This window comes from Microbacterium hydrocarbonoxydans, assembly GCF_023715885.1.
In the GTDB taxonomy this organism is placed as follows: Bacteria; Actinomycetota; Actinomycetes; order Actinomycetales; family Microbacteriaceae; genus Microbacterium; species Microbacterium hydrocarbonoxydans_C.
On the sequence record NZ_JAMBOY010000002.1, the window covers coordinates 640,533 to 664,283 of the forward strand.

Genomic DNA, 23,751 nt, shown 5'->3' on the forward strand with positions numbered 1-23,751 from the left:
GGACGAGAGATGACCGACATCCTGCCCAGCTACGTGCGGGGAGCATGGTGGACCCCGTCCGGTGATGTCGATGCGACCGACGTGCGCGACGCCTCGACCGGCGAGGTGGTCGCCCGCGTCTCGACGGAGGGGCTCGACCTCGGCGCCGCGCTCGCCTACGCGCGGAGCACCGGCCAGGACTCCCTCGGCGAGCTCACCTTCCACCAGCGCGCCGTGCGGCTCAAGCAACTCGCCCTGGCCCTCACCGAGCGCAAGTCCGAGCTGTATGAGATCTCCAGCCGCACCGGCGCGACGACGCAGGATTCCTGGGTCGATATCGACGGTGGCATCGGCGTGCTCTTCGCATACTCCAGCAAGGGTCGCCGGGAGCTGCCCAACGCGAAGGTGTACGTGGACGGACCTGTCGAGAACCTCTCGCGCGACGGGTCGTTCATCGGCCGCCACATCTACACGCGCCTCCGCGGAGCGGCCGTGCAGATCAACGCCTTCAACTTCCCGGTCTGGGGCTCGCTGGAGAAGTTCGCGCCCGCATTCCTCGCCGGAGTCCCCACGATCGTGAAGCCCGCGACACCGACCGGATATCTCACCGAGGCCATGGTGCGCATCATGGTCGAGTCGGGCCTGCTCCCCGAAGGCTCGCTGCAGCTCGTCTCCGGCAGCGTCCCGACCCTTTTCGACGAGCTGCGGCTCGGCGACCTCGTCGCCTTCACGGGTTCCGCGTCCACCGCCGAGCGTCTGCGCGCACACGACGCCGTGCAGACGGGCGGAGTGCGCTTCACGAGCGAGACCGACTCGATCAACGCCTCGGTCCTCGGAACGGACGCCGCCAGCGGCACCCCCGAGTTCGACGCCTACGTGCGGCAGCTCGTCGCCGAGATGACCAGCAAGGCCGGGCAGAAGTGCACCGCGATCCGGCGGGCGATCGTCCCGACGGGCCTCGTCGACGACGTGATCGGGGCCGTCCGCACCCGCCTCGCGGAGCGCGTGGTGGTCGGGGATCCTCGCGCCGAGGGCGTCACGATGGGGCCACTGGCCTCGACCGAGCAGCGCGACGAGGTGCTGCGCCAGGTAGAGCGTCTACGCGCCGGGGGCGGCGAGCTCGTCGTCGGATCCACCGACGCCCCGACCGTGCGTCTCGCCGACGGCACCGAGGGAACGGCTCGCGACGGAGCCTTCGTCGCACCGATGCTCCTGCGCTTCTCGGATGCCGAGAGCGCGGCCGTGAACGAGATCGAGGCGTTCGGTCCGGTGTCGAGCATCATCGGGTACGACTCGCTCGACGAGGCCACCGCGCTCGTCGCCCGCGGAGGCGGATCGCTCGTGACGAGCGTCGCGACGCACGACTCCGAGGTGGCCGTCGCGCTGGCATCGGGCATCGCCGCGTACAACGGCCGAGTCCTGTTCCTCGACCGCGACGACGCCCGCAGCTCGACCGGTCATGGGTCCCCGCTGCCGAACCTCGTGCACGGCGGACCGGGTCGCGCCGGCGGCGGCGAGGAGCTGGGCGGCATCCGTGCGGTGCTGCACCACATGCAGCGCACGGCCGTGCAGGGATCCCCCGCGATGATGACCGCGCTCACCGGGGTCTGGCACCAGGGCGCGGCGGCTCGTCCGTACCAGGACAGCGACGGCGTGCATCCCTTCCGCAAGTCGTTGGCCGAGCTGCACATCGGCGACCAGGTGGCCAGCGGTTCTCGCACCGTGACCCTCGACGACATCGAGACATTCGCGGCTTTCACCGGCGACACCTTCTACGCGCACATGGACGAGGCGTCCGCCGCGGCCAACCCGTTCTTCCCCGGCCGCGTGGCACACGGATACCTGCTGGTCTCATGGGCGGCCGGGCTGTTCGTCGACCCGGCGCCGGGGCCCGTTCTGGCGAACTCCGGCCTCGAGAACCTGCGATTCGTGACACCCGTGTCACCGGGCGACGAGATCCGCGTCGAACTCACGGCCAAGCAGATCACCCCGCGAGAGACGGACGAATACGGCGAGGTGCGATGGGATGCCGTGCTCAAGAATCAGGACGACGAGATCGTCGCGACGTACGACGTGCTCACGCTCGTCGCGAAAGAGCGCGAGGCGGCGTAGCCGAGACGAGCGCGAGAGGCGCGTGACCCGGGCCGCGCACGTCAGCGCTTGCGCAGCCCGTCGAGCGCGATCGCGACGACGTCGTCCGCCAGCCGGTCGGCGCCTTCTCGACCACCGGGGCGATACCACTCGACGATCGAGTTGATCATGCCGAACGTGAGTCGTGCGGCGACGCTCGCATCGATGTCGTCTCGAAGGGCACCTTCCGACTGCGCCGCCGACACGAGCGCCGTGATGCGGCGGTCGAACGTACGCCGACGCGAGAGCGCCGTGCGCTCGACGTCGGTGTTCCCGCGAACACGCAGCAGCAGCGTCACCGCGGGAAGCTGATCGACGAGCACGTGCACGGCGCCACGGAGCACGCGCTCCAGCCGTCCGGCCGCTCCTCCACCGGCATCCGCCGGCTCATCCTCTACGACCGCCTCGAGGCTGCTGAGCGCGGAGTCGAGCGCCCGGTCGAGGATCTCGTCCTTCGAACCGAAGTGGTGGTAGATCGCCGACTTCGACAGCCCCAGCCGCTCGGCGAGCATGCCGATCGAGGTCGCGTCGTACCCGTACTCGTTGAACGCCGCCACCGCGACCGCGAGGATCCCCTGCTGGTCATAACCCGGGCGACCGCGTCGCGCACTCTGCATCTCGGACATCAGAACACAGTGTGGCAGGTCGAGAGGTCACCGCAGGTCGTAGACGCGCTTGTACTTGCCCTCGCTCCGCGGCAGGACTCCCGGCTCTTCGAGCCGCACCGCGACCGTCGACCCGATGAAGACCTTGATGCGCTGGGCGAGCACTTCGGCCGCACTCCGGCAGACATCGATCGACAGGTCGGGATGCCGCTCGATACGCACCGTGAGAGCATCCATCCGCCCGTCCTTCGTGAGCTCGAGGATGAAATGCGGCGTCAGCTGCTCGATGCCCAGCACCAACTCCTCGATCTGGGTCGGGAAGAGGTTCACGCCACGCACGATGATCATGTCGTCGTTGCGTCCCGTGACCTTCTCCATGCGCCGCATCCCCGGCCGCGCCGTCCCCGGAAGCAGCCGCGTGAGGTCCCGCGTCCGGTACCGGATGACCGGGAAGGCCTCCTTGGTGAGCGACGTGAAGACGAGCTCGCCGAGCTCGCCGTCAGGCAGCGCGGCGCCCGTCTCGGCGTCGATGACCTCGGGCAGGAAGTGGTCCTCCCACAGGTGCGGCCCATCCTTGCCGTCGACGCATTCGCTCCCCACTCCCGGACCCATGACCTCGCTCAGGCCGTAGATGTCGACCGCGTCGAGGTCGAGGCGCTGCTCCAGTTCACGCCGCATCTCGTTCGTCCACGGCTCGGCGCCCAGCACCGCCACCTTCAGCGAGGTCGAGCGCGGATCGATCCCCTGCGTCTCCATCGCGTCGGCGATCGTGAGCAGGTAGCTCGGCGTGCAGAGGATCGCATCGGGCTCGAAATCCTGGATCAGCTGCACCTGCCGAGCGGTCTGGCCACCCGAGACGGGGATCACCGTGGCACCGAGTGCCTCGATGCCCGCGTGGGCGCCGAGCCCGCCGGTGAACAGCCCGTATCCGTACGCGTTGTGCACCTTCATGCCGGGACGGATGCCCGCTGCTCGCAGGGATCGCGCCACGAGGGCGCCCCATCGTTCGAGGTCACCTCGGGTGTAGCCGACGACCGTCGGGCGACCCGTCGTCCCGCTGGACGCGTGAATGCGGGCGACGTCGGTCATCGGCACCGCGAACATCCCGAAGGGGTAGGTCTCACGCAGGTCGGCCTTCGTGGTGAACGGCAGCCGCTCGACGTCGGCGAGCGTGCGGATGTCGTCGGGATGCACGCCGGCTTCGTCGAACTTGCGCGTGTAGAGCGGCACGTTCGCGTACGCGTGTCGGACGGTCTGCTGCAGCCGGACGAGTTGGAGGGCTTCGATCTCGCCGCGGCTCATCCGCTCTTCGGGGTCGAGGGAATCGAGGCTCGGCGGCTGAACGCGCGAGGTGCGCACGTGCTCGGAGGCGGTGGAGGGTTCGGTCGTCGTCGACATGAGTGCTCCGGAGGGAATCGGAAGGGGGAGGTCGGAGTGTGGCGCGACCGGTCAGAAGGTCTGCGAGGTGGTGCGTGAACGACCGCGGAACTCGGCGACGGTGTCGCCGATCTCGTCGACGACGGTCACGTCGTAGATGCCGGAGCGCCCGGATCGGGCGCGTCTCACAGCGGTCGCGGTCAGGGTCTGACCGGCCGTGGTGGGCTTGAGGAAGGAGATGTCTGCACCGGCCGCGACCGTCACCCGGTCGTCCTCATTGCATGCGATCGCGAATGCCGTGTCTGCGAGGGCGAACACGAAACCTCCGTGCGTGATGCGGAACCCGTTGGTCATGTCGTCGCGCACCGGCATCGACACGACGGCGTGGCCCGGGTCATCGCGCTCGACGACGAGGCCGAGGGCTGCCGATGCGCGGTCGCGCTGCATCATCGCGCGGTTCGGGGGCAGGGCGGGGTCAGCCGCGAAGTCGTTGTCGCCCACCGTGCGCGTCACCGCTTCTGCCATGCCGACCTCCTCGTCGAGTCGGATGCTCGGTTCGGAGCATCCGACCCGACCATACTAACTGAACGATCGGTTAGTAAAGAGGGAGATGCGGCAAAGCGTCAAGGCTGATCACCCCTCGGGGATCGGCGCGAGAGTCGCATCGGTGACCGTCACGCCGCTGATGAGGGCATCCGGATCGTCGGAATCCCGATCGGCGCGGACGTCGATGACCCGGCCGTCGCGAGTGGCCCACCGATAGAAGTACTCGCCGGACGAGGAGACCTCGACGTAGGTGCCCTCAGGGAGAGCCGCCACCGCGTCGATCAGCGGTGCGCCGATCCGCACTCCTTCGACCGAGGGCAGTGCGGATCCGTTCGGCTGCTCGTCGCCCATGATGTTCGCGATGCCCGCTGTGACGCTCTCGAGTCGCCCCTGCTCGGTGAAGCTCAGCACGAGCGAGGCTCCTCCGTCGGCGGAACGCAGTCGCACGTGACCACCGTGTCCGATGTCTTCGACCGTCGCGCCGGGGACCGCGGCAAGCACGACATCTCGGCTCTCACCGAGGCGCAAGGGCCCCACGGCGGCGGAAGTGATCGCCCACTCGCTCCACGGGGTGCCCGGGTCGCCGACATCGGGAGCCGCCTCTTCCTGAGGCGGCTCTCCGGTGAGCCTCTCGATGAGAGACTGCCGTGCGTCCACGGCCCGATCGCGCACCAGCAGGGCAGCTGCTTCCGCGTCGAAGCCCGCTTCCTCCGGAGAAGGCTGCCAGAGATGGACGAGAACGTTCCCCACGGAGGCGAACACGTGGTGAGCGGTCCAGGGGTTACCCGCGAAGTCCGCCGAGAGGGAGCCGGCGAACGCCCGCACCCCCTCCGCCTCGGGGGCGATGACCGCAGCGAAGGTGCCAGGTCCGTCCGCATCGAACTGCGCGCACTGTTCGACAGTCGACTGAAGCCTGGTCATCATCGCATCCGCGTGCGCCTCCGACGGGTACTGGAGCATCTGCTGCGCTCCGGTGCTCGTTCCCTCCTCGGCCCCCTCCCAGGGAACGACGCGGGCGCCGACACTCCAGAGCGACGGCTCGGCGATCAGCCACGAGCAGACCGCCGGGGTGAACTCCGGCCCTCCTCCGTCCGAGAACTGGAGAAGGCGATCGGTGACGGCACCCGTCGGTGGAGCGCCCGGGAAGACGGCAGCGATCTCGTCAGCAGTCAGGGCGAAAGACGAGAGCTCGTCCCCGACGAAAGTCAGTGGACCGTCATACGGAGCAGGCGCAGACGGGGACGGGGAGGGTGGCGTCGTGGCGCTGGGCTCCGGCTCCGGCGCGCACGCCGAGATCAACGCGAGCGCCGCCAGCGTCACGCACGCGAGCGCGCCCCTTGTCGCGTTTCGCCGTCCGATTCCATGACTCATAACGCCCCTCCGATGGTGTGCGAGCGCCGGTGTGCGGCGCTTCCCCTGCGGCGACTCTAGCGATGCGCGGCGCGCAGCACCGACGCCGGAGGGATGAGAGATGAAAGCGTTACAGACAGCATGCCGTCTGAGGCATATGAGCCCCGGGCCCGCTAGCCGCCCAGAACACGCGCTGCGTCAGCCCGTGCGCCCTCCGCAGTCGAGGCGCCGCGCGCGGCGTCGCCCGCGCGGCGACAGCCGGCTCGCGTCACGGTCCGCAGCGAGGCGGCCACCCGGCCGAGCGCCCGGGGAGTCATGGACAGCGAGGTGACGCCGAGCCCGATCAGCACCGGGGCGAGAGCCGGATCTCCCGCGGCCTCACCGCACACGCCGACCGGCTTCCCCGCCGCGCGCCCCGCGTCTCCCACCGCGTGGATGAGTCGAAGCACCGCCGGCTGCCACGGATCGTTCAAGTCGCCCAGCTCGCCGAGCAGGCGATCCGCCGCCATCGTGTACTGAGTGAGGTCGTTCGTGCCGATGCTGACGAAGTCCACGACATCGAACAGCTCGGCCGCGAGCAGTGCCGCAGCGGGCGTCTCGATCATGACGCCCACCCGCTCGAGACCGGCCTCGCGGCAGCGGTCGGAGAACAGACGAGCCTCGTCGACGGTCGCCACCATCGGTGCCATCACCTCCACGTGCGCGGCCTCCCGCTCGGCCGCGACAGCGAGCGCTCGCAGCTGGTCGTCGAGCAGCTGCGGCGAGCGCCGCGCGAGTCGCAGCCCGCGCACTCCCAGGGCGGGATTCTCCTCGGGCTGTGGATCGGTGAACGGCAGAGGCTTGTCACTTCCGGCATCCAGCGTGCGCACGACCACCCGGCGACCGGCGAACGGCGCGATCACCGCACGGTACGCGGCGATCTGCTCCTCGACGCTCGGCGCATCGGCGCGCCCGAGGAAGGAGAACTCGGTACGGAAGAGTCCGATGCCCTCGGCATGCGCCTCCACGGCGGTGTTCGCATCGGCGACACCGCCCGCGTTCGCGAGGAGCGCGACGCTCTCACCGTCTGCGAGCGCGCCCCGGCCGTCGAAGGGGACGATCTCGGATGCCGCTCGCGCCACCTCGATCGCCTCGGCGGACGGCTCCACCTCGACCGTCCCCCGCTCCCCATCGACGAGAACGACGGAATCGGCCGCGATGCCGGTCGCCCCCGCCGCGGCGACCACCGCCGGCAGTCCGAGCGACCGGGCGATGATGGCCGTGTGCGAGGTGGGTCCGCCCTCCTCCGTGACGAGCGCTATGCAGTTGCCCCCTTCGAGCGCGGCGGTGTCGGCGGGAGCGAGGTCGCGGGCGACGAGCACGAACGGCTCGTCGCGCTCCGGTACGCCGGGCAGATCCACCTCGAGGATCTCGGCGATGATCCGATCGCGGACATCGAGCACGTCGGCGACGCGCTCCGCCATCCGACCGCCGAGAGCGGCGAGCGTACGCGCATGTGCGCCACCGACCTCCCAGACCGCCCGCGCCGCCGTGCGGCCCTTCGCCTGTACGAGGGCCGTAGCCTCTGCGACCAGCTCAGGGTCCGATGCCAAGAGCCGCGAGGTGTCGAGGATCGCCCGCGATTCACTGCTCGCCTTCTCGGTGCGGCGTCGCAGCTGATCGGCCACGGCGACGGCGGCCCACTCGATCGCCGAGACCTCAGCGGCCCGATCGGCCGGCGCGACGGTCACGGCGGGGTCGGGTTCGACGAGCGGCGATCCGAGGAGGACCACCGGTGCGGAGACGAGTCCCGGACTCACACCGCGGCCGCGCAGCACTGTGCCGCGAGCGACCGGCGCGGATCCCGGGGCGGGCGCGGAGGTGACAGAAGCGGAGGACGAGGTGGCGGAGGATGAGCTGGCGGAGGATGAGGTGGCGGATTCGGGGGAATCGGACCTCGTGGACGCCGGTGGCTCGGCGGATGCTGAGGTGGTGCCCTCTCCGAACCCGTCCTCGAACAGCCCTGAGACCCGGTCGAGTGCGGCCTCGGCCTCAGGACCCTCCGCTGTCAGCTCGACCTCGTCGCCGTGACGCGCATCGAGCACGAGCAGACGCGACAGACTCGCCGCCGAGGCCTCGGGACCGTCGGGCAGTCGCCGCAGTCTCACGACCGCCCCGGCCGATGCCTCGGCGATCAGCGCGGCGGGGCGCGCGTGGATACCGAGTGCGTTGCGCACCCGGACAGTGCGCGTGAGTGCGGAGCCGGAGGAGTCCACGGCTGACGCGCCGTCGGAGCCCGCGCCCGGGGTCTCCGCGGCGACGGCGGCATGCTCCTCGCCCAACTGATCCGCCTTCGCGGCGAGCGCTCCCGAGGCTTCCGCAGCGACAGCATCCAGCGCTCCGCCGGCCGAAGCCGACACCACGGCGGCGAGCAGCCCCTCGACGAAAGGCGCAGGAGCCAGCCGCACGGGCACGTCGCTCGCGCGCAGTTCGAGCGCGAGCTCCGCGCTCAGCACGGCCGACCCGAGATCCATCACCACGAGAACGCCATCGCAGTCGGCGGCGAGCTCATCGATCGCCGACGCCACGGCGACGGCATCTGTGCCGAGCACCGGCGCGCCGTCGGCATCCGTCCCCGCCCCCGCGGCAACGCGCACCTGTGCCCGACCCGACGGCACCATCTGCAGGGCGAGTTCGAGTGCCGCCTCCCCGAGCCGAGCGCTGTGGGAGACGGCGACGACGCCGATCATCAGGACGAGCCGGCGATCGCGTCGGCGAGCGTCTCGAAAAGCAGCGTCACGGATGCCGCGCCCGGATCGAGGTGGCCGGCGCTCCGCTCCCCCAGATAGCTCGCGCGCCCCTTTCGGGCGACGAGCGGAGTGGTGGAATCCCGGCCTACCGCCGCTGCCTTCGCTGCGGCGCGGGTCGCCTCGGCGAGTCCTGCCCCTCGCTGGACGCCTGTGTCCAGAGCATCCACCGCAGGTGCCATCGCGTCGAACAGTGTCTTGTCCCCCGGCTCGGCCTTGCCCCGCGCGACGATACCGTCGAGCCCGGCTCGCAGCGCGGCTGCGAGGGCTGCGGCATCCAGCTCTGCGACGGCCCCGGCCGTCATGCCCATGCGCAGGAACAGCGTGCCGTAGAGGGGACCGCTCGCGCCGCCGACGGAGCTGACGAGCGTCATCCCGACGCTCTTGAGCAATTCGTCCATCGTGGTGGGCGCGGCGGATCCGAGCTTCTCGACGACCGCCGCCATCCCGCGGGTCATGTTCGCCCCGTGGTCGGCGTCGCCGATCGCCGAGTCGAGCTCGGTGAGCCAGTCGCGCTTCTCGGTCACGGCGTCGCGGAATCGCGTGATCCAGTCGACGACGGTCGCGGTGTCGATCGTCTCCGCCATGGCGTCAGACCCCCCAGCGCAGGCCGGGGGTGTTCACGGGCGCGTCCCACAGCCTCAGGATCTCGTCGTCTGCGGCGAGCACCGTGACCGAGCATCCGGCCATGTCCAGCGAGGTGATGTAGTTGCCGACGAGGTTGCGCGCGATCTGGATTCCGGCCTCCTCCAGCAGCGCCGCGACCTCGCCGTACATGAGGTAGAGCTCGATCTGCGGCGTCGCGCCCATGCCGTTGAGCATGACGATCGCGGGACCGGTGCGATCGAGGTCGGCGACGATCGGCTCGACCAGCTGCCGGGCGATCTCGGATGCCGGAGCGAGCGGTTCGCGGTGCCTGCCAGGCTCGCCGTGGATGCCGATGCCGATCTCCATCTGGTCCTCGGGCAGGTCGAAGGTCGGCTTGCCCGCGGCGGGCACCGTGCAGCTCGTCAGGGCCATGCCCATCGAGCGGCCCTGACCGTTGATGCGCTGGGCGAGCGCGACGACCGACGCGAGGTCCTGCCCCTCCTCTGCTGCGGCACCGACCAGCTTCTCCAGCAGCACCGTGAGTCCGACGCCTCGACGACCAGCGGTGTAGAGCGAATCCTGCACCGCGACATCGTCGTCGACGACCACCGTGCCGACCTCGATGCCCTCCATGGACGCGAGCTCGGCGGCCATCTCGAAGTTCAGCACGTCGCCCGTGTAGTTCTTCACGATGTGCAGGACTCCGGCACCTCGGTCGACCGCTTTCGTCGCCGCCTGCACCCGGTCCGGGGTCGGCGAGGTGAAGATCTCGCCCGCGACGGCCGCATCGAGCATCCCCTCGCCGACGAATCCGCCGTGGAGCGGTTCGTGACCCGATCCGCCGCCCGACACCACCGCGACCTTGCCCTGCGCCTTCGGCGTCGCGCGCGTGACGACGTGCGTCGCAAGATCGACGGCGAGCTCCGGATGCGCGAGGGCCACCCCCCTGAGCGATTCGACGAGCACGTCCTCCGGCGCGTTGATGAGCTTCTTCATGCTGGATCTCCTTTGATCTCGACCGCACGGCTCTCCGAGAAATCGGAAAGGAATTCGTCAATGTCGAATATGCTCGGGCGGAGTCCTGATGTCAAGGGAGAGGAGGACGGTACCGTGATCCAGGCGATAGATCGCGCGGCCAAGGTGCTCGAGCTGCTGCAGGGCGCCCGGCACCTCGGGATCAGCGACCTCGCCGCCGCGCTCGATCTGCCACCCTCGACCGTGCACGGCATCGTCAAGTCACTGCGCGAGCACGGACTCGTCGCCAAGGAGCGCGGGGGCCAGCGCTACATCCTCGGTCCTACTCTGCTGCGCCTCAGCAACGTCTACCTCGACACCCTCGACGTGCGCGCCAGGGCGATGCGCTGGACCCAGGAGCTCGCGCGTCGGACGGAGCTGCCGGTGCGGCTCGGCGCTCCGCACTTCCACGAGGTGCTCGTGATCCACCACGAGCTGCGGCCCGACAACAGCAGGCAGATGCTCGAGACGGGCGTCGCCATCCCGGCGCACGCCTCGGCGATGGGCAAGGTACTGCTCGCGTGGGATCTCGGGTTCCAGCGCACGGTGTTCGAGAGACCGCTGCACAGCCTGACGGGGGACACGATCACAGACATCGCGCGTCTCACCCTCGACTTCGCAACCACCCTCGAACGCGGAACGGCGGCCGAGTCCGACGAGGCCGTTCTCGGAGAATCGTCGATCGCGGCACCCGTCGCCGACGCCTCGAACGAGATCGTCGCCGCGGTCGCCGTCGTCATTCCCACCTCCCAGGGCCCGGCGACGGATGCCGTGCTCGACGCCGTGCGCGAGACCGCGCGGAACATCTCCCGCGAACTCGGCGCCACGAGCTGGCCTCCGCGCGTGGCGCCCGACGAGGACTAGGAACGACGCCAGGATCAGGGAGCCGACGGCGGATCGGGGATCCGTCGCGGACGGGGCCCTTGACGAAGCTCGGTGGGCAGGGGCGGTCACACCGGAAGAAACGTCAGCCGCGCAGCGCCAGCGCGAAAGGCAGCACGGAACATACGACCACAAGCGCGCGTCGCGTCAACCGCGCAGCGCCAGCGCGAAGGGCAGCACCGCGGTCGCCCCGGCACGTCGGAGTTCGCGGGCAGCGACCGTCATCGTCCACCGGCTGTCGACGAGATCGTCGACGAGCAGCACCGGGCCGGACGGCACGTCGAGTCGCGCAGCGCTCAACCGCCCCCAGAGTCCCGCGAGCCGGAACACGCTGTTGCCGCCGGACTCGCCACTCGGGCCTCCATCGACCGACTCCAGTGCGCCGAGGTAGGGCAACCGCCCCACCTCGGCGAGACCGCGGGCGAGCGAGTCGACGAGGAGAGGGTGCGAGCGCGACGGCATGGCCACCACGGCGACCGGCCGCTCGGCCCACTCCCAGCGCGCGAGCACGCGGATGCAGGCGTCGAGCACCTGCGGGGTGACGGCGGCATCGGGCACTCCAGCGGCGAACATCTGGCGCAGCGTGCCGCCCCACCCGAGGTCCGTCAGGCGAGCGAGCGCGCGCCCTTCGTCGGCCTGCTCGTCGGCGGGGATCCGCCCGCGCACGGGGACCTCGAGCCGGTCGGCGCCGGTCGGCCAGGCGCGCCGTGGTTCGATCGGCACCCCCACGCGGTCGAGCGACTCGGCCGCCTGCGCTCCGGCCCGCGTGGCGATCTCGCGCGGGAACCACTCCCCCGCACAGTTGTCGCACCGCCCGCAGGGCGCCGCCGTGTCGTCGTCGAGCGCACGCTGCAGGAACTCCATGCGGCATCCCGCGGTCTGCTCGTAGTCGAGCATGTGCTGCTGCTCGGCCACGCGCTCGGCGGCGATCCGTTCATAGCGCGCGGCGTCGTACGTCCACGGCTCGCCGGTCGCGATCCAGCCGCCCTGCACCTTGCGCACCGCGCCGTCGACGTCGAGCACCTTGAGCAGCAGCTCCAGCGGCGTGCGCCGGATGTCGACCATCGCTTCGAGCGCCGGTGTCGAGATCGGGGCGTCGCCGAGCGCACCGATCACCCGCTCGGCACGCTCACGATCGGGCATCGACGCCGTCGCGAAATAGTGCCAGATGTCGCGGTCCTCGACGCCGGGCAGCAGCAGCACGTCTGCGCTGTCACTCGCTCGACCGGCGCGACCGACCTGCTGGTAGTAAGCCACCGGCGACGACGGCGCTCCGAGATGCACGACGAAGCCGAGGTCGGGCTTGTCGAACCCCATCCCCAGAGCGCTCGTCGCGACGAGCGCCTTCACCTCGTTGCGCTTCAGCATCCCCTCGGACTCCTCGCGCTCCTCGGCATCCGTCTGTCCTGTGTAGGCCCTCACGTCATGCCCGTGCTCACGCAGCAGCCGTGCGGTGTCGACGGCTGCCGACACCGTGAGTGTGTAGATGATGCCCGAGCCGGGGAGGTCGTCGAGATGGCTGAGCAGCCACGCCAGCCGACTCGTGGAGTCGCGCAGCCGCAGCACGCCGAGACGCAGCGAGGTACGGGCGAGCGGTCCGCGGATCGTCAGGACCGGTTCAGAAGAAGAGTCCTGCGTCAGGCTGCCGAGCTGTTCGGCCACATCGGCCACGACCCGGCTGTTCGCCGTCGCCGTGGTCGCCAGCACCGGCACGCCCGGCGGCATCCGCGCGATGAGGTCACGCAGGCGCCGGTAGTCGGGACGGAAGTCATGCCCCCAGTCGCTGATGCAGTGCGCCTCGTCGACAACCAGCATGCCGATGCGTCGCACGAGCGTCGGCAGCTGCTGCTCGCGGAAGGACGGGTTGTTCAACCGCTCGGGCGACACCAGCAGCACGTCGACCTCGTCTCGGTCGAGCTGGGCGAGCACGTCGCTCCACTCGTGCGCGTTGGTCGAGTTGATCGCGACAGCCCGCACCCCCGCGCGCTCCGCCGCGGCGATCTGGTCGCGCATCAGCGCGAGCAGCGGCGACACCAGCACCGTCGGCCCGGCGCCCTGCCGACGCAACAGCAATGTGGCGACGAAGTACACCGCGGACTTGCCCCATCCCGTGCGCTGCACGACGAGCGCCCGTCGCCGACCTCCGACCAGCGCCTCGATCGCCTCGAACTGCCCGTCGTGGAAGTCGGCGTCGGGACGGCCGACCAGCTCGCGGAGGGCGGAGAGCGCCTGATCTCGGATGCCGTCGCTCGTCGCGGTCGGATGCGCGGTCTCGGCGGGGGAAGTCATGCCTCCACTCTGCCCGAGGCGTCGGACATCCACGTCGCGACCGTCCACAGCCGGCTGGCACGACGAGCCCGACGCCCTCCAGCGCCGGTAGCGTGAGGACATGATCTCCCGGGAACTCGCCGTCCGCCTCCGAGACGCCGGACTCGGCTGGCACCCCGCCGAGGGCGACCGATTCCAGCTCGACCTGCCCGAGGAGATCGAGCTCGAGGCTGAGGCCGACGTCTTCACCGTCAGTGCGATGACGATCGAGGCGCGGCAGACCCCGAGCGGCACCGACCTCGCCTTCAACGGCACGACCGAATGGGCGCTCGACGCGGTGACACTGGCCGACGCCGTCTGGCTGCCGCGCGAGGACCAGCTGCGAGACCTGCTGCGAGGGACGTTCCGGGCACTGGTGCGCCTCCAGGACTCGTTCCGCGTCGACGTCGAGATCGCCGGCGAGACGCTCTCGTTCGAGCATCCTGAGCCGTCCGAGGCGTACGGACGAGCGCTCCTCGAGCTCGTGTCGCGCTCTCGCTGAGCGCCCCGCGGAAGGGCGCCTTGAAGAGCGTGCACGCGTGTGTCAGAATAACCTAACGATCGGTCAGTAAAGCCGATCCGCACACCGCCCCACGGAGGAGTCGATGATGACCAGCCCCGCAGACCTCTCGCTCGTCGAGGAGACGTCTGAGCAGCAGCGCGTCTTCGACGAGCTCATCGCGAACGAGCAGCGCATCGAGCCCCGCGACTGGATGCCCGACGCCTACCGCAAGACGCTCATCCGCCAGATCTCGCAGCACGCGCACTCCGAGATCATCGGCATGCAGCCGGAGGGCAACTGGATCACCCGCGCGCCGAGCCTCAAGCGCAAGGCGATCCTCATGGCGAAGGTGCAGGACGAGGCCGGCCACGGTCTCTACCTCTACTCGGCCGCGCAGACGCTCGGCATCACGCGTGACGCGATGATGGACCAGCTCATCAGCGGCAAGGCGAAGTACTCCTCGATCTTCAACTACCCCACGCCGACCTGGGCCGACATGGGCGCGATCGGCTGGCTCGTCGACGGCGCGGCGATCTGCAATCAGGTGCCGCTGTGCCGGGCGTCGTACGGTCCCTACGGCCGGGCGATGGTGCGCATCTGCAAGGAGGAGTCGTTTCACCAGCGCCAGGGCTTCGAGATCCTGCTCTCGCTCATGCGCGGCACCGACGAGCAGCGTCGGATGGCGCAGGATGCCGTGAACCGCTGGTACTGGCCGAGCCTGGCGATGTTCGGGCCGCCCGACGACCAGTCCCCCAACTCCGCCCAGTCCATGGCGTGGAAGATCAAGCGCTTCTCGAACGACGAACTGCGGCAGCGGTTCATCGGGATGCTCGTGCCGCAGGCCGAGATCCTCGGCGTCACACTGCCCGACCCCGACCTCCGCTGGAACGACGAGGCGGGACGCTACGACATGGGCGAGATCGACTGGAACGAGTTCTTCGAGATCCTCCGCGGCAACGGGCCGTGCAACGCCGAGCGTCTCGAGCGTCGCCGCACCGCCCACGAGGAGGGCGCATGGGTGCGCGAGGCCGCTGCGGAGTACGCCCGCAAGCGGACCGCGGCCGGTCGGGCCGTGGCGTGATGGCGACTCCTGGACACGACGAGCGAGAGTCCTGGGTTCCTGGAACGACGGAAGGGACGGTGGGGTGATGGCGACTCCTGGACACGACGAGCACGAGCCCTGGCCCCTGTGGGAGGTCTTCGTGCGGGCGAATCGGGGACTGAGCCACGTGCACGTCGGCTCGCTGCATGCACCGGACGCCGACATGGCGATCCGCAACGCCCGCGACCTCTACACGCGGCGGGGCGAGGGCGTCTCCATCTGGGCGGTTCCCGCCGACGCGATCACCACGAGCGACCCGGACGCGAAGGGCGCCTACTTCGAGAGCGCCGCGGGCAAGAACTACCGTCACGCCGTGTACTACACGGCCTCCGAGGGGGTGCCGCACCTGTGAGCGAGCACGATCCCGCGCGTGCAGCGCATGATGACCCGCACGGAGACGTCCTCGTCGAAGAGCTGCGCCTGAGCGCCGAGATCTCCGGCGGCGGCGGTGTCGCCGCATCCGCCGACGTCGCCGAGTACGCGCTCCGACTCGGCGACGACGCACTCATCCTCTCCCAGCAGCTCGGCGCCTGGATCTCGCGCGCACCGGAGCTCGAGGAAGACGTCGCGCTCGGCAACATCGCGTTGGATCTGCTCGGTCACGCGCGCTCCTTCCTCCACTACGCCGGGTCGTGGGACGGGCGCAGCGAGGACGACCTCGCGTTCTTCCGCGACGAGCCGGAGTTCCGCTGCGCGTGGATCGTCGAGCAGCCCAACGGCGACTTCGCGCAGACGATCGCGCGCCAGTTCGTCGTCTCCACCTACATGTTCGAGCTGTACGCGGCTCTCCGCGCGAGCACCGACGAGACGTTCGCCGCCATCGCCGAGAAGGCACTGAAGGAGGTCGACTACCACCGCGACCACTCCGTGCAATGGGTGCTGCGGCTCGCAGGCGGCACCGACGAGTCGCGACGTCGCATGATCCGCGCGATCGGCGACGTCTGGCCGTACGTCGACGAGCTGTTCCGCGACGATGACCTGATCGAGCGCCTCGGCGACACCGTCGTCCGGCCGTCGAGCCTGCGCGGCGGTTTCGACACGGTCGTCGACACGGTGTTCGCCGAAGCGCAGCTCGAGGTGCCGACCGTCGCCGCCTCGTCCGCCGGCGGGCGCCACGGCGCCCACTCCACCCCGTTCGGGCACCTGCTCGCCGAGATGCAGGTGCTCGCGCGTCGGCATCCGGGGGCATCGTGGTGACTGTGCGAGATGCGCGTCCCCTCTCCCGCGACGACGCGTGGACGATCGCCGCGGGCGTCGCCGACCCCGAGGTTCCGGTGCTGACGATCGAGGACCTCGGCGTGCTGCGCGCGGTCGAGGTCGACGGCGAGACGGTGCGGGTCGACATCACGCCCACGTACAGCGGCTGCCCGGCCATGGACACGATCCGCGACGACGTCATCCTCGCGCTCACCGCGGCCGGCGTCGCGAGCGTCGACGTGCGGTTCGTGCTCTCCCCCGCGTGGACCACGGACTGGATGTCGGATGCCGGCAAGGAGAAGCTCGAGCGCTACGGCATCGCCCCTCCCTCCGGGCGTGCGGCCGTCTCCTCCGGTCCGATCCGCCTCGCGATCAGCGTGCGCTGCCCGCGCTGCGGATCGCTCGACACCCGCGAGGTCTCCCGCTTCGGGTCGACCTCGTGCAAGGCGCTGTACGAGTGCCGCGCCTGCCTCGAACCCTTCGACCACTTCAAGGTGCACTGATGAGAGAGGTGCACTGATGGGACTGTTCACGACTCGCCCCGCGCCGACCGGTGCGCCGCCGAGGCCGGCATCCGCAGACCGGCGCCCGGCTCATCAGCGTGCCACGTTCCACACGCTCGCGGTCGAGAGCGTCCGTCCCCTCACCGACGATGCCGTCGAGGTCACCTTCACCGTCCCCGCGACGCTGGCCGAGGACTACGACCACCTCCCCGGTCAGTACGTGGCGCTGCGCACGACGCTCGACGGGGTGGAGGTCCGACGCTCGTACTCACTGTGCCGGGCGCCCGAACATCGGACCCCCGAGCAGGTGGCCGCCGGCATGCCGACGCGGCTGAGCGTCGCCGTCAAGCGCGACGAGGGCGGCCGGTTCTCCACCTGGGCGCAGACCGGACTGCATCCGGGATTCGAGATCGACGTGATGAGTCCGCAGGGCACGTTCGCATCGGGGCTGGACGACCTTGATCGTCGGCACGTGGTCGGCATCGCCGCCGGCTCCGGCATCACCCCGCTCATGGCGCTCGCGCACACGGTGCTCGGCCGGTCGGACACGGCGCGGTTCACCCTGCTGTACACGAATCGCGCGACCGTCGACGTGATGTTCCTGGAAGACCTCGCCGACCTCAAGGACCGCTATCCGACCCGGCTGACGCTCCATCACGTGCTGTCGCGCGAGCAGCGCACCGCTCCGGTGCTCTCCGGACGACTCGACGAGGAGCGGCTGCGCACGATCCTCTCCTCGCTCATCGATCCGACCGATGTCGACGAGTGGTTCCTGTGCGGCCCCCTTGCGCTCGTCGACCTGTGCCGTGGGGTGCTCGCCGACGTCGGTGTGGCGAAGGAACACGTCCGCTTCGAGCTGTTCACGACCGGAGACGAGCCCGTCCGCGTCGCGCGGCCGGTCGAGGTGCGTGCGGGTGAGAGGACGGTGCGCATCGAGGTCACGCTCGATGGCGTGTCGTCGACGGTGGAGAGCCCGGTCGACGCGCACGAGTCCGTCCTGAACGCGGCGCTGCGCGTGCGCCCCGACGCACCGTTCGCCTGCGCGGGCGGTGTGTGCGGGACCTGCAGGGCGCGCGTGCTCGAGGGCAGTGTCACGATGACCGAGAACTACGCGCTCGAACCAGACGAGCTGGAGCGCGGCTACGTGCTGACCTGCCAGTCCCACCCCACCAGCGACCGCGTCGTGGTCGACTACGACGTCTGAGGAGTTCCGATGATAGATCTCGCGATCGCCGACGATGTCGCCACGGTCGTCCTTGACGCACCGTCCAGGCTCAACGCGCTCGACGAGCAGGCGCTGCATGACCTGGGGCGGGCCTACGACGATGCCGAGCGGGACGGGGTCCGCGCGCTCGTCCTGCGCGGTGAAGGGCGGGCGTTCTGCGCCGGCCGCGACATCTCGGGCCTCGATCCCCGCGACGACGACGTGATCGGCTACCTGGGCGGCCTCGTCACGCCGCTGCTGCAACGCATGTCGCGGTTCCCCGCGCCGACGTTCGCGGTCGCGCACGGCGCGTGCCTCGGCGTCGGTCTCGGGCTCCTCATCGCCACGGATGTCGTGTACGTCGCCGAGTCCGCGAAGATCGGGTCGCCGTTCGGTGCGCTCGGCGCGACGCTCGACTCCGGCGGACACTCGTACTTCGTCGACCGACTCGGCCCGCACCGCACGCTCGACCTCATCTACACCGGCCGTCTGATGAGCGGGGCGGAGGCGGTGGGAGCAGGACTGTTCTCTCGCGTGTTCCCCGACGACGAGGTCGTGCAGGCGACGAAGGATGCCGCAGCCGCGGCCGCCCGCGGCGCCACTGCCGCGTTCCTCGCGAGCAAGCAGCTCGTCGCTCGCATCCGTGACGAGCGCCTCGCCCTGTGGCAGTCGGTCGAAATCGAGAACGCCGCGCAGGCCGCCCTCTGCGACACCGCCGACTACCGAGAGGGCTTCGCCGCCTTCCAGGAGAAGCGCCGCCCGGAATTCCGAGGGCGCTGAGGACGCGGAGGGTCGAGCGCAAGGGCCTGGGCTGATGTCCGACCCCACTGTCAGACTGCGGGGATGAAGCTCGCTGACGTGGTCACCACCGCCGAGACGGTGACGTCCACCACCTCCCGTCTTGCGAAGATCGACGCGCTCGCAACCCTCCTCTCGGCGGCGGATGCGGAGGAGCTGCCCGTCGTCGTCGGTCTGCTGCTCGCCTCGCCGCGCCAGGGCAAGCTCGGCGTCGGGTGGCGCGGGCTGTCGGCGCTCGACGTCGTGCATGCCGACGACCCGGCGTTGTCGATCGCCGACGTCGACGAATCACTCGATACTCTCGTCGCGTCAACCGGATCCGGCTCGACCGCGACCCGCACTCGGCTCCTCACCGACCTCGCCTCACGCGCGACCGCGACGGAGTGGGGCTTCCTCTCCCGCTCCATGCTCGGCGAACTGCGCACGGGCGCGCTCTCCGGCGTGCTGCTCGACGCCGTCGCCAGGGCATCCGATCGCCCCGCCGACATCGTGCGTCGCGCGGCGATGCTCTCGGGAGACCTCGGCGAGACCGCCGTCGTGGCCCTCACGGGAACCGAGGAGGAGCTCGACGCGATCGGACTCGCCGTCGGACGCCCCGTGCTGCCCATGCTCGCGGGCACGGCGACCACCCCGACCGCTGCTCTCGAGATCACCGGCGAGGCGTCGGTCGAGTACAAGCTCGACGGCGCGCGCATCCAGGTTCACCGGCACGGCGACGACGTACACGTCTACACCCGCAGTCTGGCTGACGTGACGCATCGCGTTCCCGAGCTGGTCGAGATCGTCCGCGGCCTGCCCGTCGACGACGTGATCCTCGACGGTGAGACGCTGTCACTCGACGAAGACGGCGGCCCTCGCCCTTTCCAGGAGACCATGTCGCGATTCGGCGCAGACGCCGCCCGCGAGCTCGCGCTGCGTCCCTGGTTCTTCGACGTCCTGCACGTCGACGGCCGCGACCTCATCGACGAACCGCTGTCGGTACGTCTCACCGAACTCGAGCGTGTCGCAGGCGAATGGCGGATGCCCGGGATCGTCACCGCCGACCCCGAGGCCGCCGAGCAGCTGTCCCGCGACGCACTCGCCGCGGGCCATGAAGGCGTGCTCGTCAAGGGCATCGACTCGACCTACACGGCCGGTCGCCGTGGCAAGGCCTGGATCAAGGTCAAGCCCGTGCTCACCTACGACCTCGTCGTCCTCGGTGCCGAATGGGGATCAGGTCGCCGCCAGGGATGGCTGTCGAACCTGCACCTCGGCGCGCGGGATCCCGACGGGGAGTTCGGCGAGCCGGGCGGGTTCGTCATGGTGGGCAAGACGTTCAAGGGACTCACCGACGAGCTGCTGCGGTGGCAGACAGAGCAGTTCCCTGACCACGAGACCCGCCGGACGCGGAGCACTGTCTACCTCGATCCGCATTTCGTGGTCGAGATCGCGATCGACGGCGTGCAGCGGTCGCCTCGTTACCCGGGCGAGATCGCGCTGCGCTTCGCGCGGGTGAAGAGCTACCGCGCTGATAAGACCCCGGCCGAGGCCGACACGATCCAGACCTTGCGGGGATTGCTACGCGGGTGACCGATATCGCGTATTCGCGATACCATGGGGGTATGCGGCGAGGAGCTGATCTGATCCGGCGGGCGCGTGAAAGTGCGGGCCTGACGCAAGCTGCGCTCGCGCAACGCTCCGGGATCCCTCAGAGCGTGATCAGCGAGTACGAGACGGGGCGCCGGGATCCCTCCGTCACCGCGCTCGACCGGCTCGTGGGAGCCGCAGGAATGCGCCTCAGCCTCGGCGACGAACCAGAGACGCTCAAGGAAGTGCGCGTACGAGGCGCTGAGCTCAGGGCACTGCTGGCGGGATACGGCGCGAGCAACATCGAGGTGTTCGGCAGTGTCGCCCGGGGCGACGATGACGAGGACAGTGACATCGACCTTCTCGTCGATCTCGATTCTTCCGTCGGGATGTTCGCGCTCGGGCGAATGCGATCCGCCGCGGAAGCGCTGTTGAGGCGGCCTGTCGACGTCGTCCCGCGTTCCGGACTCAAGCCCCCGATCGCCGCACAGGTGCTGCGCGACGCGGTGCCGCTGTGAGCAGGCACGAACGCGCTCGACTGCAGGACATCGCCTCGGCATGCGCTGCGATCACTCGCTACATCGACCGCGCGGATGTCGACGACGACATCGTCTTCGACGCAGTCCGCATCCGTCTTCTGGAGATCGGGGAAGCGGTGAAGGATCTCGACCCCGAGGTGCTCGCGACCGAGCCGGACATCCCATGGCGCGAGGTCTCCCGGATGCGCGATCAGTTGGCGCACCGCTACTTCGATACCGCGCATGCGATCGTCCATGCCACCGCGCGGCACGACATCCCCCGACCCGCGGCAGCCACTCAGCGCCTTCTCGCAGCCTCGCGGGATTGAGAGGTCGGGCGCGGCGGCTGACGGTCTGCCGACTCAGGCCGCGTGCAGCAGACCCGGGTCAGGGCTGACCACGGCACCCACGCCGATCCCCGGCACCTGCAGAGTCACGCCGTCGGCGGGAGACCCAGGTCCTCCTCGCGCACCGTGCCCTGGAACGACCACGGGAAGTTGATCCACAGGTCCGTGTCCTTCCAGGCGTAGTCCGGTTGGATGATCGTCGACGGCTTCGTGTAGATCGTGACCGACCGCACGTCGGCACCCTTGTCCTTCAGCAGCTGCACCGCGAGCGCGAGCGTGCGACCCGAGTCGGCGACGTCGTCGACGAGCAGCACGCGGCGGCCGTCGAGGTAGTCCATGTCGAGGGCGGGCGGCAGCACCTCAGGCGCGTCGAGCACCGTGCCGATACCCGTGTAGAACTCGACGTTGATCGCGCCGCAGTTCTTCGCGCCGAGCCCGTAGGCGATGGCGCCGGCCGGCAGCAGCCCGCCGCGGGCGATCGCCACGACGACCTCCGGCTCGAAGCCGCTGTCGAGGATCGACCGCGCGAGATCCCGCGTCGCCGAACCGAATCCGTCCCAGGTGAGCGTCTCGCGCTCGATCGAAGCATCCGTCACCGACCCATTCTCCCCTACCCGAGCTTCCGGTCAGCACTAGAATCGACCTGTCCGGCTCGATGCCGGTGCTTGAAAAAGAGGCACGAAGCCCCGCGAAGATGCGGCGGCGAGACACATACGGAACGCATCTCTCTCCGTCACTGTCTCGAAAGGCCCTCGCATGCCCACCGTGTCCGCGCACGTCGCCCTCACCCTCGCCCAGCACATCGACGCCGTCTTCGGCGTCATGGGTAACGGCAACGCCTACTTCCTCGATGCCCTCGAGACTCAGACGGATGCCGTCTTCACCGCGGTCCGCCACGAGCAGGGCGCCGTGGTCGCCGCCGATGCCCACTTCCGCGCCTCAGGGCGCATCGCGGCCGGCACCTCCACCTACGGCGCCGGGTTCACGAACACTCTCACCGCCCTCGCCGAGGCCGTGCAGGCGCACGTTCCCCTCGTGCTCGTCGTCGGCGACGAACCCACCTCGGGACCGCGGCCGTGGGACGTCGATCAGATCGCCCTCGCCTCCGCGGTCGGCGCCCGCACCTACACGGTCGGACGAGCGGATGCCGCAGCCACCACCGTCATCGCCGTCGAACACGCCCTGACCTATCGAGTGCCCGTCGTTCTCGCCATCCCCTACGACGTCGCGGCCCTGGAAGCGGGTCCTGTCCCCGCGGCGCCGGAGCCCCGCCTCCCCGCCCCGCTCGCCCCTCGCGGGGCGTTCGCCGACGGCATGCTCGACGAGATCGCAGAGGCTCTTCGGGGCGCCGCGCGTCCGTTCCTGCTCGCGGGACGCGGAGCGTGGCTCGCCGGCGCGGGCGCGGCACTGGGCGACCTGGCGCACCTGACCGGTGCGCTCACCGCCTCCTCGGCGCTCGGCCGTGGTGTTTTTCCGGCCGCGGAGTACGACCTCGGCGTCACGGGCGGTTTCGGGGCGGACGGAGCCATGGAACTCGTGCGCTCCGCCGATGTCGCGGTCGTGTTCGGCGCGTCGCTCAACCAGTTCACGATGCGCTTCGGCGAGCTTTTCGCGCCCGGTACCCGGGTGTTCCAGATCGACACCGCACCGGCGGCCACGCACCCGCACGTGGGCGGCTTCGTGCGCGCCGACGCGCGACTCGCCGCAGAAGCACTGTTGACTCGACTGCGAGCCGAAGATGCACCGTCGCACACCGCAGCTGGCCCGTGGCGCGAATCCGTCGACGTCACCGCGGCGCGCGCCTACGAGACGGGCGACGAACTCGCCCCCGACGGCCGGCTCGACCCGCGTTCGGCGGCGAAGCGCATCGGCGAGCTGCTCCCCGAGGACCGCGTCGTCGTCTCAGACGGCGGACACTTCATCGGCTGGGCGAACATGTACTGGCCGGTCGCGGCTCCCGACCGCACGATGATGGTGGGCACGGCGTTCCAGTCGATCGGCCAGGGGTGGCCCAGCGTCGTCGGCGCCGCGCTCGCCCGCCGCGACTCAACGATCGTGCTCACCTCGGGCGACGGCGGAGGGCTCATGGCGATCGCCGACCTCGAATCCGCCGTGCGGGCAGCGCGCGGCCGAGGCATGGCCGTGATCTGGAACGACGCCGCCTACGGTGCCGAGGTGAACCTCTACGGCCTCAAGGGCCTGGCCGAGGCGCCGATGCGCATCCCCGAGGTCGACTTCGCCGCGTTCGGTGCCGCGGTCGGCGCGGAAGGCGTCGTCGTGCGCACCCTCCCCGACCTGGAGCGCCTGCGCACGTGGGCCTCCGAAGATCCAGCCGATCGTCGCTTCCTCCTCCTCGACCTGCGGATCTCGGGCGACGTGATCGCGCCGTACCAGCAGGAGATCATCCGTGTGAACTCCTGACGGGACGAACCCCGGCGGCGCCGGAGATG

General features: G+C 70.1%; 22 protein-coding genes. 13 read left to right on the forward strand and 9 right to left on the reverse strand.

Features of this window, described 5'->3' with window-relative positions:
* Positions 1–9: 9 nt before the first annotated feature.
* Positions 10–2,091 (forward strand): phenylacetic acid degradation bifunctional protein PaaZ, encoded by a 2,082-nt coding sequence (gene paaZ / locus M3195_RS07355; RefSeq protein WP_251586072.1) that lies wholly within the window; start codon positions 10–12, stop codon positions 2,089–2,091.
* Positions 2,092–2,132: 41 nt separating this feature from the next.
* Here the strand turns inward: paaZ and M3195_RS07360 are convergent, their stop codons facing one another.
* From M3195_RS07360 to dhaK, 7 genes are all read right to left on the reverse strand, one after another.
* Positions 2,133–2,735: a TetR/AcrR family transcriptional regulator gene (locus tag M3195_RS07360; protein WP_251586074.1), complete on the reverse strand. Its 603-nt coding sequence runs from the start codon at positions 2,733–2,735 to the stop codon at positions 2,133–2,135.
* Between the two features lie 27 nt (positions 2,736–2,762).
* Positions 2,763–4,112 (reverse strand): phenylacetate--CoA ligase PaaK, encoded by a 1,350-nt coding sequence (gene paaK, locus M3195_RS07365; protein ID WP_374209308.1) that lies wholly within the window; start codon positions 4,110–4,112, stop codon positions 2,763–2,765.
* Between the two features lie 51 nt (positions 4,113–4,163).
* Positions 4,164–4,616: a hydroxyphenylacetyl-CoA thioesterase PaaI gene (gene paaI / locus M3195_RS07370; protein ID WP_374209309.1), complete on the reverse strand. Its 453-nt coding sequence runs from the start codon at positions 4,614–4,616 to the stop codon at positions 4,164–4,166.
* A 108-nt stretch (positions 4,617–4,724) separates the two neighbouring features.
* Positions 4,725–5,957 carry a hypothetical protein gene (locus M3195_RS07375; protein ID WP_251586075.1) on the reverse strand — a complete coding sequence of 411 codons (1,233 nt, stop codon included), beginning with the start codon at positions 5,955–5,957 and terminating at the stop codon, positions 4,725–4,727.
* A 203-nt stretch (positions 5,958–6,160) separates the two neighbouring features.
* A complete protein-coding gene (gene ptsP / locus M3195_RS07380; RefSeq protein ID WP_251586077.1) occupies positions 6,161–8,716 on the reverse strand; it encodes a phosphoenolpyruvate--protein phosphotransferase in 2,556 nt (851 codons plus the stop codon).
* Positions 8,716–9,360 (reverse strand): dihydroxyacetone kinase subunit DhaL, encoded by a 645-nt coding sequence (gene dhaL, locus M3195_RS07385; protein ID WP_251586079.1) that lies wholly within the window; start codon positions 9,358–9,360, stop codon positions 8,716–8,718. The genes ptsP and dhaL overlap by 1 nt, the downstream gene beginning before the upstream one ends.
* 4 nt (positions 9,361–9,364) lie before the next feature.
* A complete protein-coding gene (dhaK, locus tag M3195_RS07390; protein ID WP_251586081.1) occupies positions 9,365–10,357 on the reverse strand; it encodes a dihydroxyacetone kinase subunit DhaK in 993 nt (330 codons plus the stop codon).
* A 60-nt stretch (positions 10,358–10,417) separates the two neighbouring features.
* Here dhaK and M3195_RS07395 point away from each other — a divergent pair, with 60 nt between their 5' ends.
* A complete protein-coding gene (locus M3195_RS07395) occupies positions 10,418–11,239 on the forward strand; it encodes an IclR family transcriptional regulator (RefSeq protein WP_251586083.1) in 822 nt (273 codons plus the stop codon).
* Between the two features lie 165 nt (positions 11,240–11,404).
* On the opposite strand, the gene M3195_RS07400 is transcribed toward M3195_RS07395, so the two are convergent.
* Positions 11,405–13,546, reverse strand: coding sequence for a RecQ family ATP-dependent DNA helicase (locus M3195_RS07400; RefSeq protein WP_251586084.1), 2,142 nt, complete (start codon positions 13,544–13,546; stop codon positions 11,405–11,407).
* Between the two features lie 100 nt (positions 13,547–13,646).
* On the opposite strand from M3195_RS07400, the gene M3195_RS07405 reads away from it, so the two are divergent.
* From M3195_RS07405 to M3195_RS07450, 10 genes are all read left to right on the forward strand, one after another.
* Positions 13,647–14,066: a pilus assembly protein CpaE gene (locus tag M3195_RS07405; protein WP_251586086.1), complete on the forward strand. Its 420-nt coding sequence runs from the start codon at positions 13,647–13,649 to the stop codon at positions 14,064–14,066.
* Positions 14,067–14,172: 106 nt separating this feature from the next.
* Positions 14,173–15,147: a 1,2-phenylacetyl-CoA epoxidase subunit PaaA gene (gene paaA / locus M3195_RS07410; RefSeq protein WP_251586088.1), complete on the forward strand. Its 975-nt coding sequence runs from the start codon at positions 14,173–14,175 to the stop codon at positions 15,145–15,147.
* Positions 15,148–15,214: 67 nt separating this feature from the next.
* Positions 15,215–15,520 carry a 1,2-phenylacetyl-CoA epoxidase subunit PaaB gene (paaB, locus tag M3195_RS07415; protein ID WP_251586091.1) on the forward strand — a complete coding sequence of 102 codons (306 nt, stop codon included), beginning with the start codon at positions 15,215–15,217 and terminating at the stop codon, positions 15,518–15,520.
* A complete protein-coding gene (gene paaC / locus M3195_RS07420; protein WP_374209310.1) occupies positions 15,517–16,365 on the forward strand; it encodes a 1,2-phenylacetyl-CoA epoxidase subunit PaaC in 849 nt (282 codons plus the stop codon). The genes paaB and paaC overlap by 4 nt, the downstream gene beginning before the upstream one ends.
* Entirely contained in the window at positions 16,359–16,868 is a 510-nt protein-coding gene (gene paaD, locus M3195_RS07425) for a 1,2-phenylacetyl-CoA epoxidase subunit PaaD (protein WP_251586093.1), read from the forward strand. Before paaC ends, paaD begins: the two co-directional genes overlap by 7 nt.
* A 16-nt stretch (positions 16,869–16,884) precedes the next feature.
* Positions 16,885–18,072: a 1,2-phenylacetyl-CoA epoxidase subunit PaaE gene (gene paaE, locus M3195_RS07430; protein WP_251586095.1), complete on the forward strand. Its 1,188-nt coding sequence runs from the start codon at positions 16,885–16,887 to the stop codon at positions 18,070–18,072.
* 9 nt (positions 18,073–18,081) lie between these two features.
* Positions 18,082–18,852 (forward strand): enoyl-CoA hydratase/isomerase family protein, encoded by a 771-nt coding sequence (locus M3195_RS07435; protein WP_251586097.1) that lies wholly within the window; start codon positions 18,082–18,084, stop codon positions 18,850–18,852.
* 63 nt (positions 18,853–18,915) lie between these two features.
* Complete coding sequence (locus M3195_RS07440; RefSeq protein WP_251586099.1) at positions 18,916–20,439, forward strand: ATP-dependent DNA ligase; 1,524 nt, start codon at positions 18,916–18,918, stop codon at positions 20,437–20,439.
* A 32-nt stretch (positions 20,440–20,471) separates the two neighbouring features.
* Complete coding sequence (locus M3195_RS07445) at positions 20,472–20,954, forward strand: XRE family transcriptional regulator (protein WP_251586101.1); 483 nt, start codon at positions 20,472–20,474, stop codon at positions 20,952–20,954.
* Positions 20,951–21,283 carry a HepT-like ribonuclease domain-containing protein gene (locus M3195_RS07450; protein ID WP_251586103.1) on the forward strand — a complete coding sequence of 111 codons (333 nt, stop codon included), beginning with the start codon at positions 20,951–20,953 and terminating at the stop codon, positions 21,281–21,283. The genes M3195_RS07445 and M3195_RS07450 overlap by 4 nt, the downstream gene beginning before the upstream one ends.
* Before the next feature lie 104 nt (positions 21,284–21,387).
* Here the strand turns inward: M3195_RS07450 and M3195_RS07455 are convergent, their stop codons facing one another.
* A complete protein-coding gene (locus M3195_RS07455) occupies positions 21,388–21,897 on the reverse strand; it encodes a phosphoribosyltransferase (protein ID WP_251586105.1) in 510 nt (169 codons plus the stop codon).
* Positions 21,898–22,057: 160 nt separating this feature from the next.
* On the opposite strand from M3195_RS07455, the gene M3195_RS07460 reads away from it, so the two are divergent.
* A complete protein-coding gene (locus tag M3195_RS07460) occupies positions 22,058–23,722 on the forward strand; it encodes a thiamine pyrophosphate-binding protein (protein ID WP_251586107.1) in 1,665 nt (554 codons plus the stop codon).
* Positions 23,723–23,751: the final 29 nt, after the last annotated feature.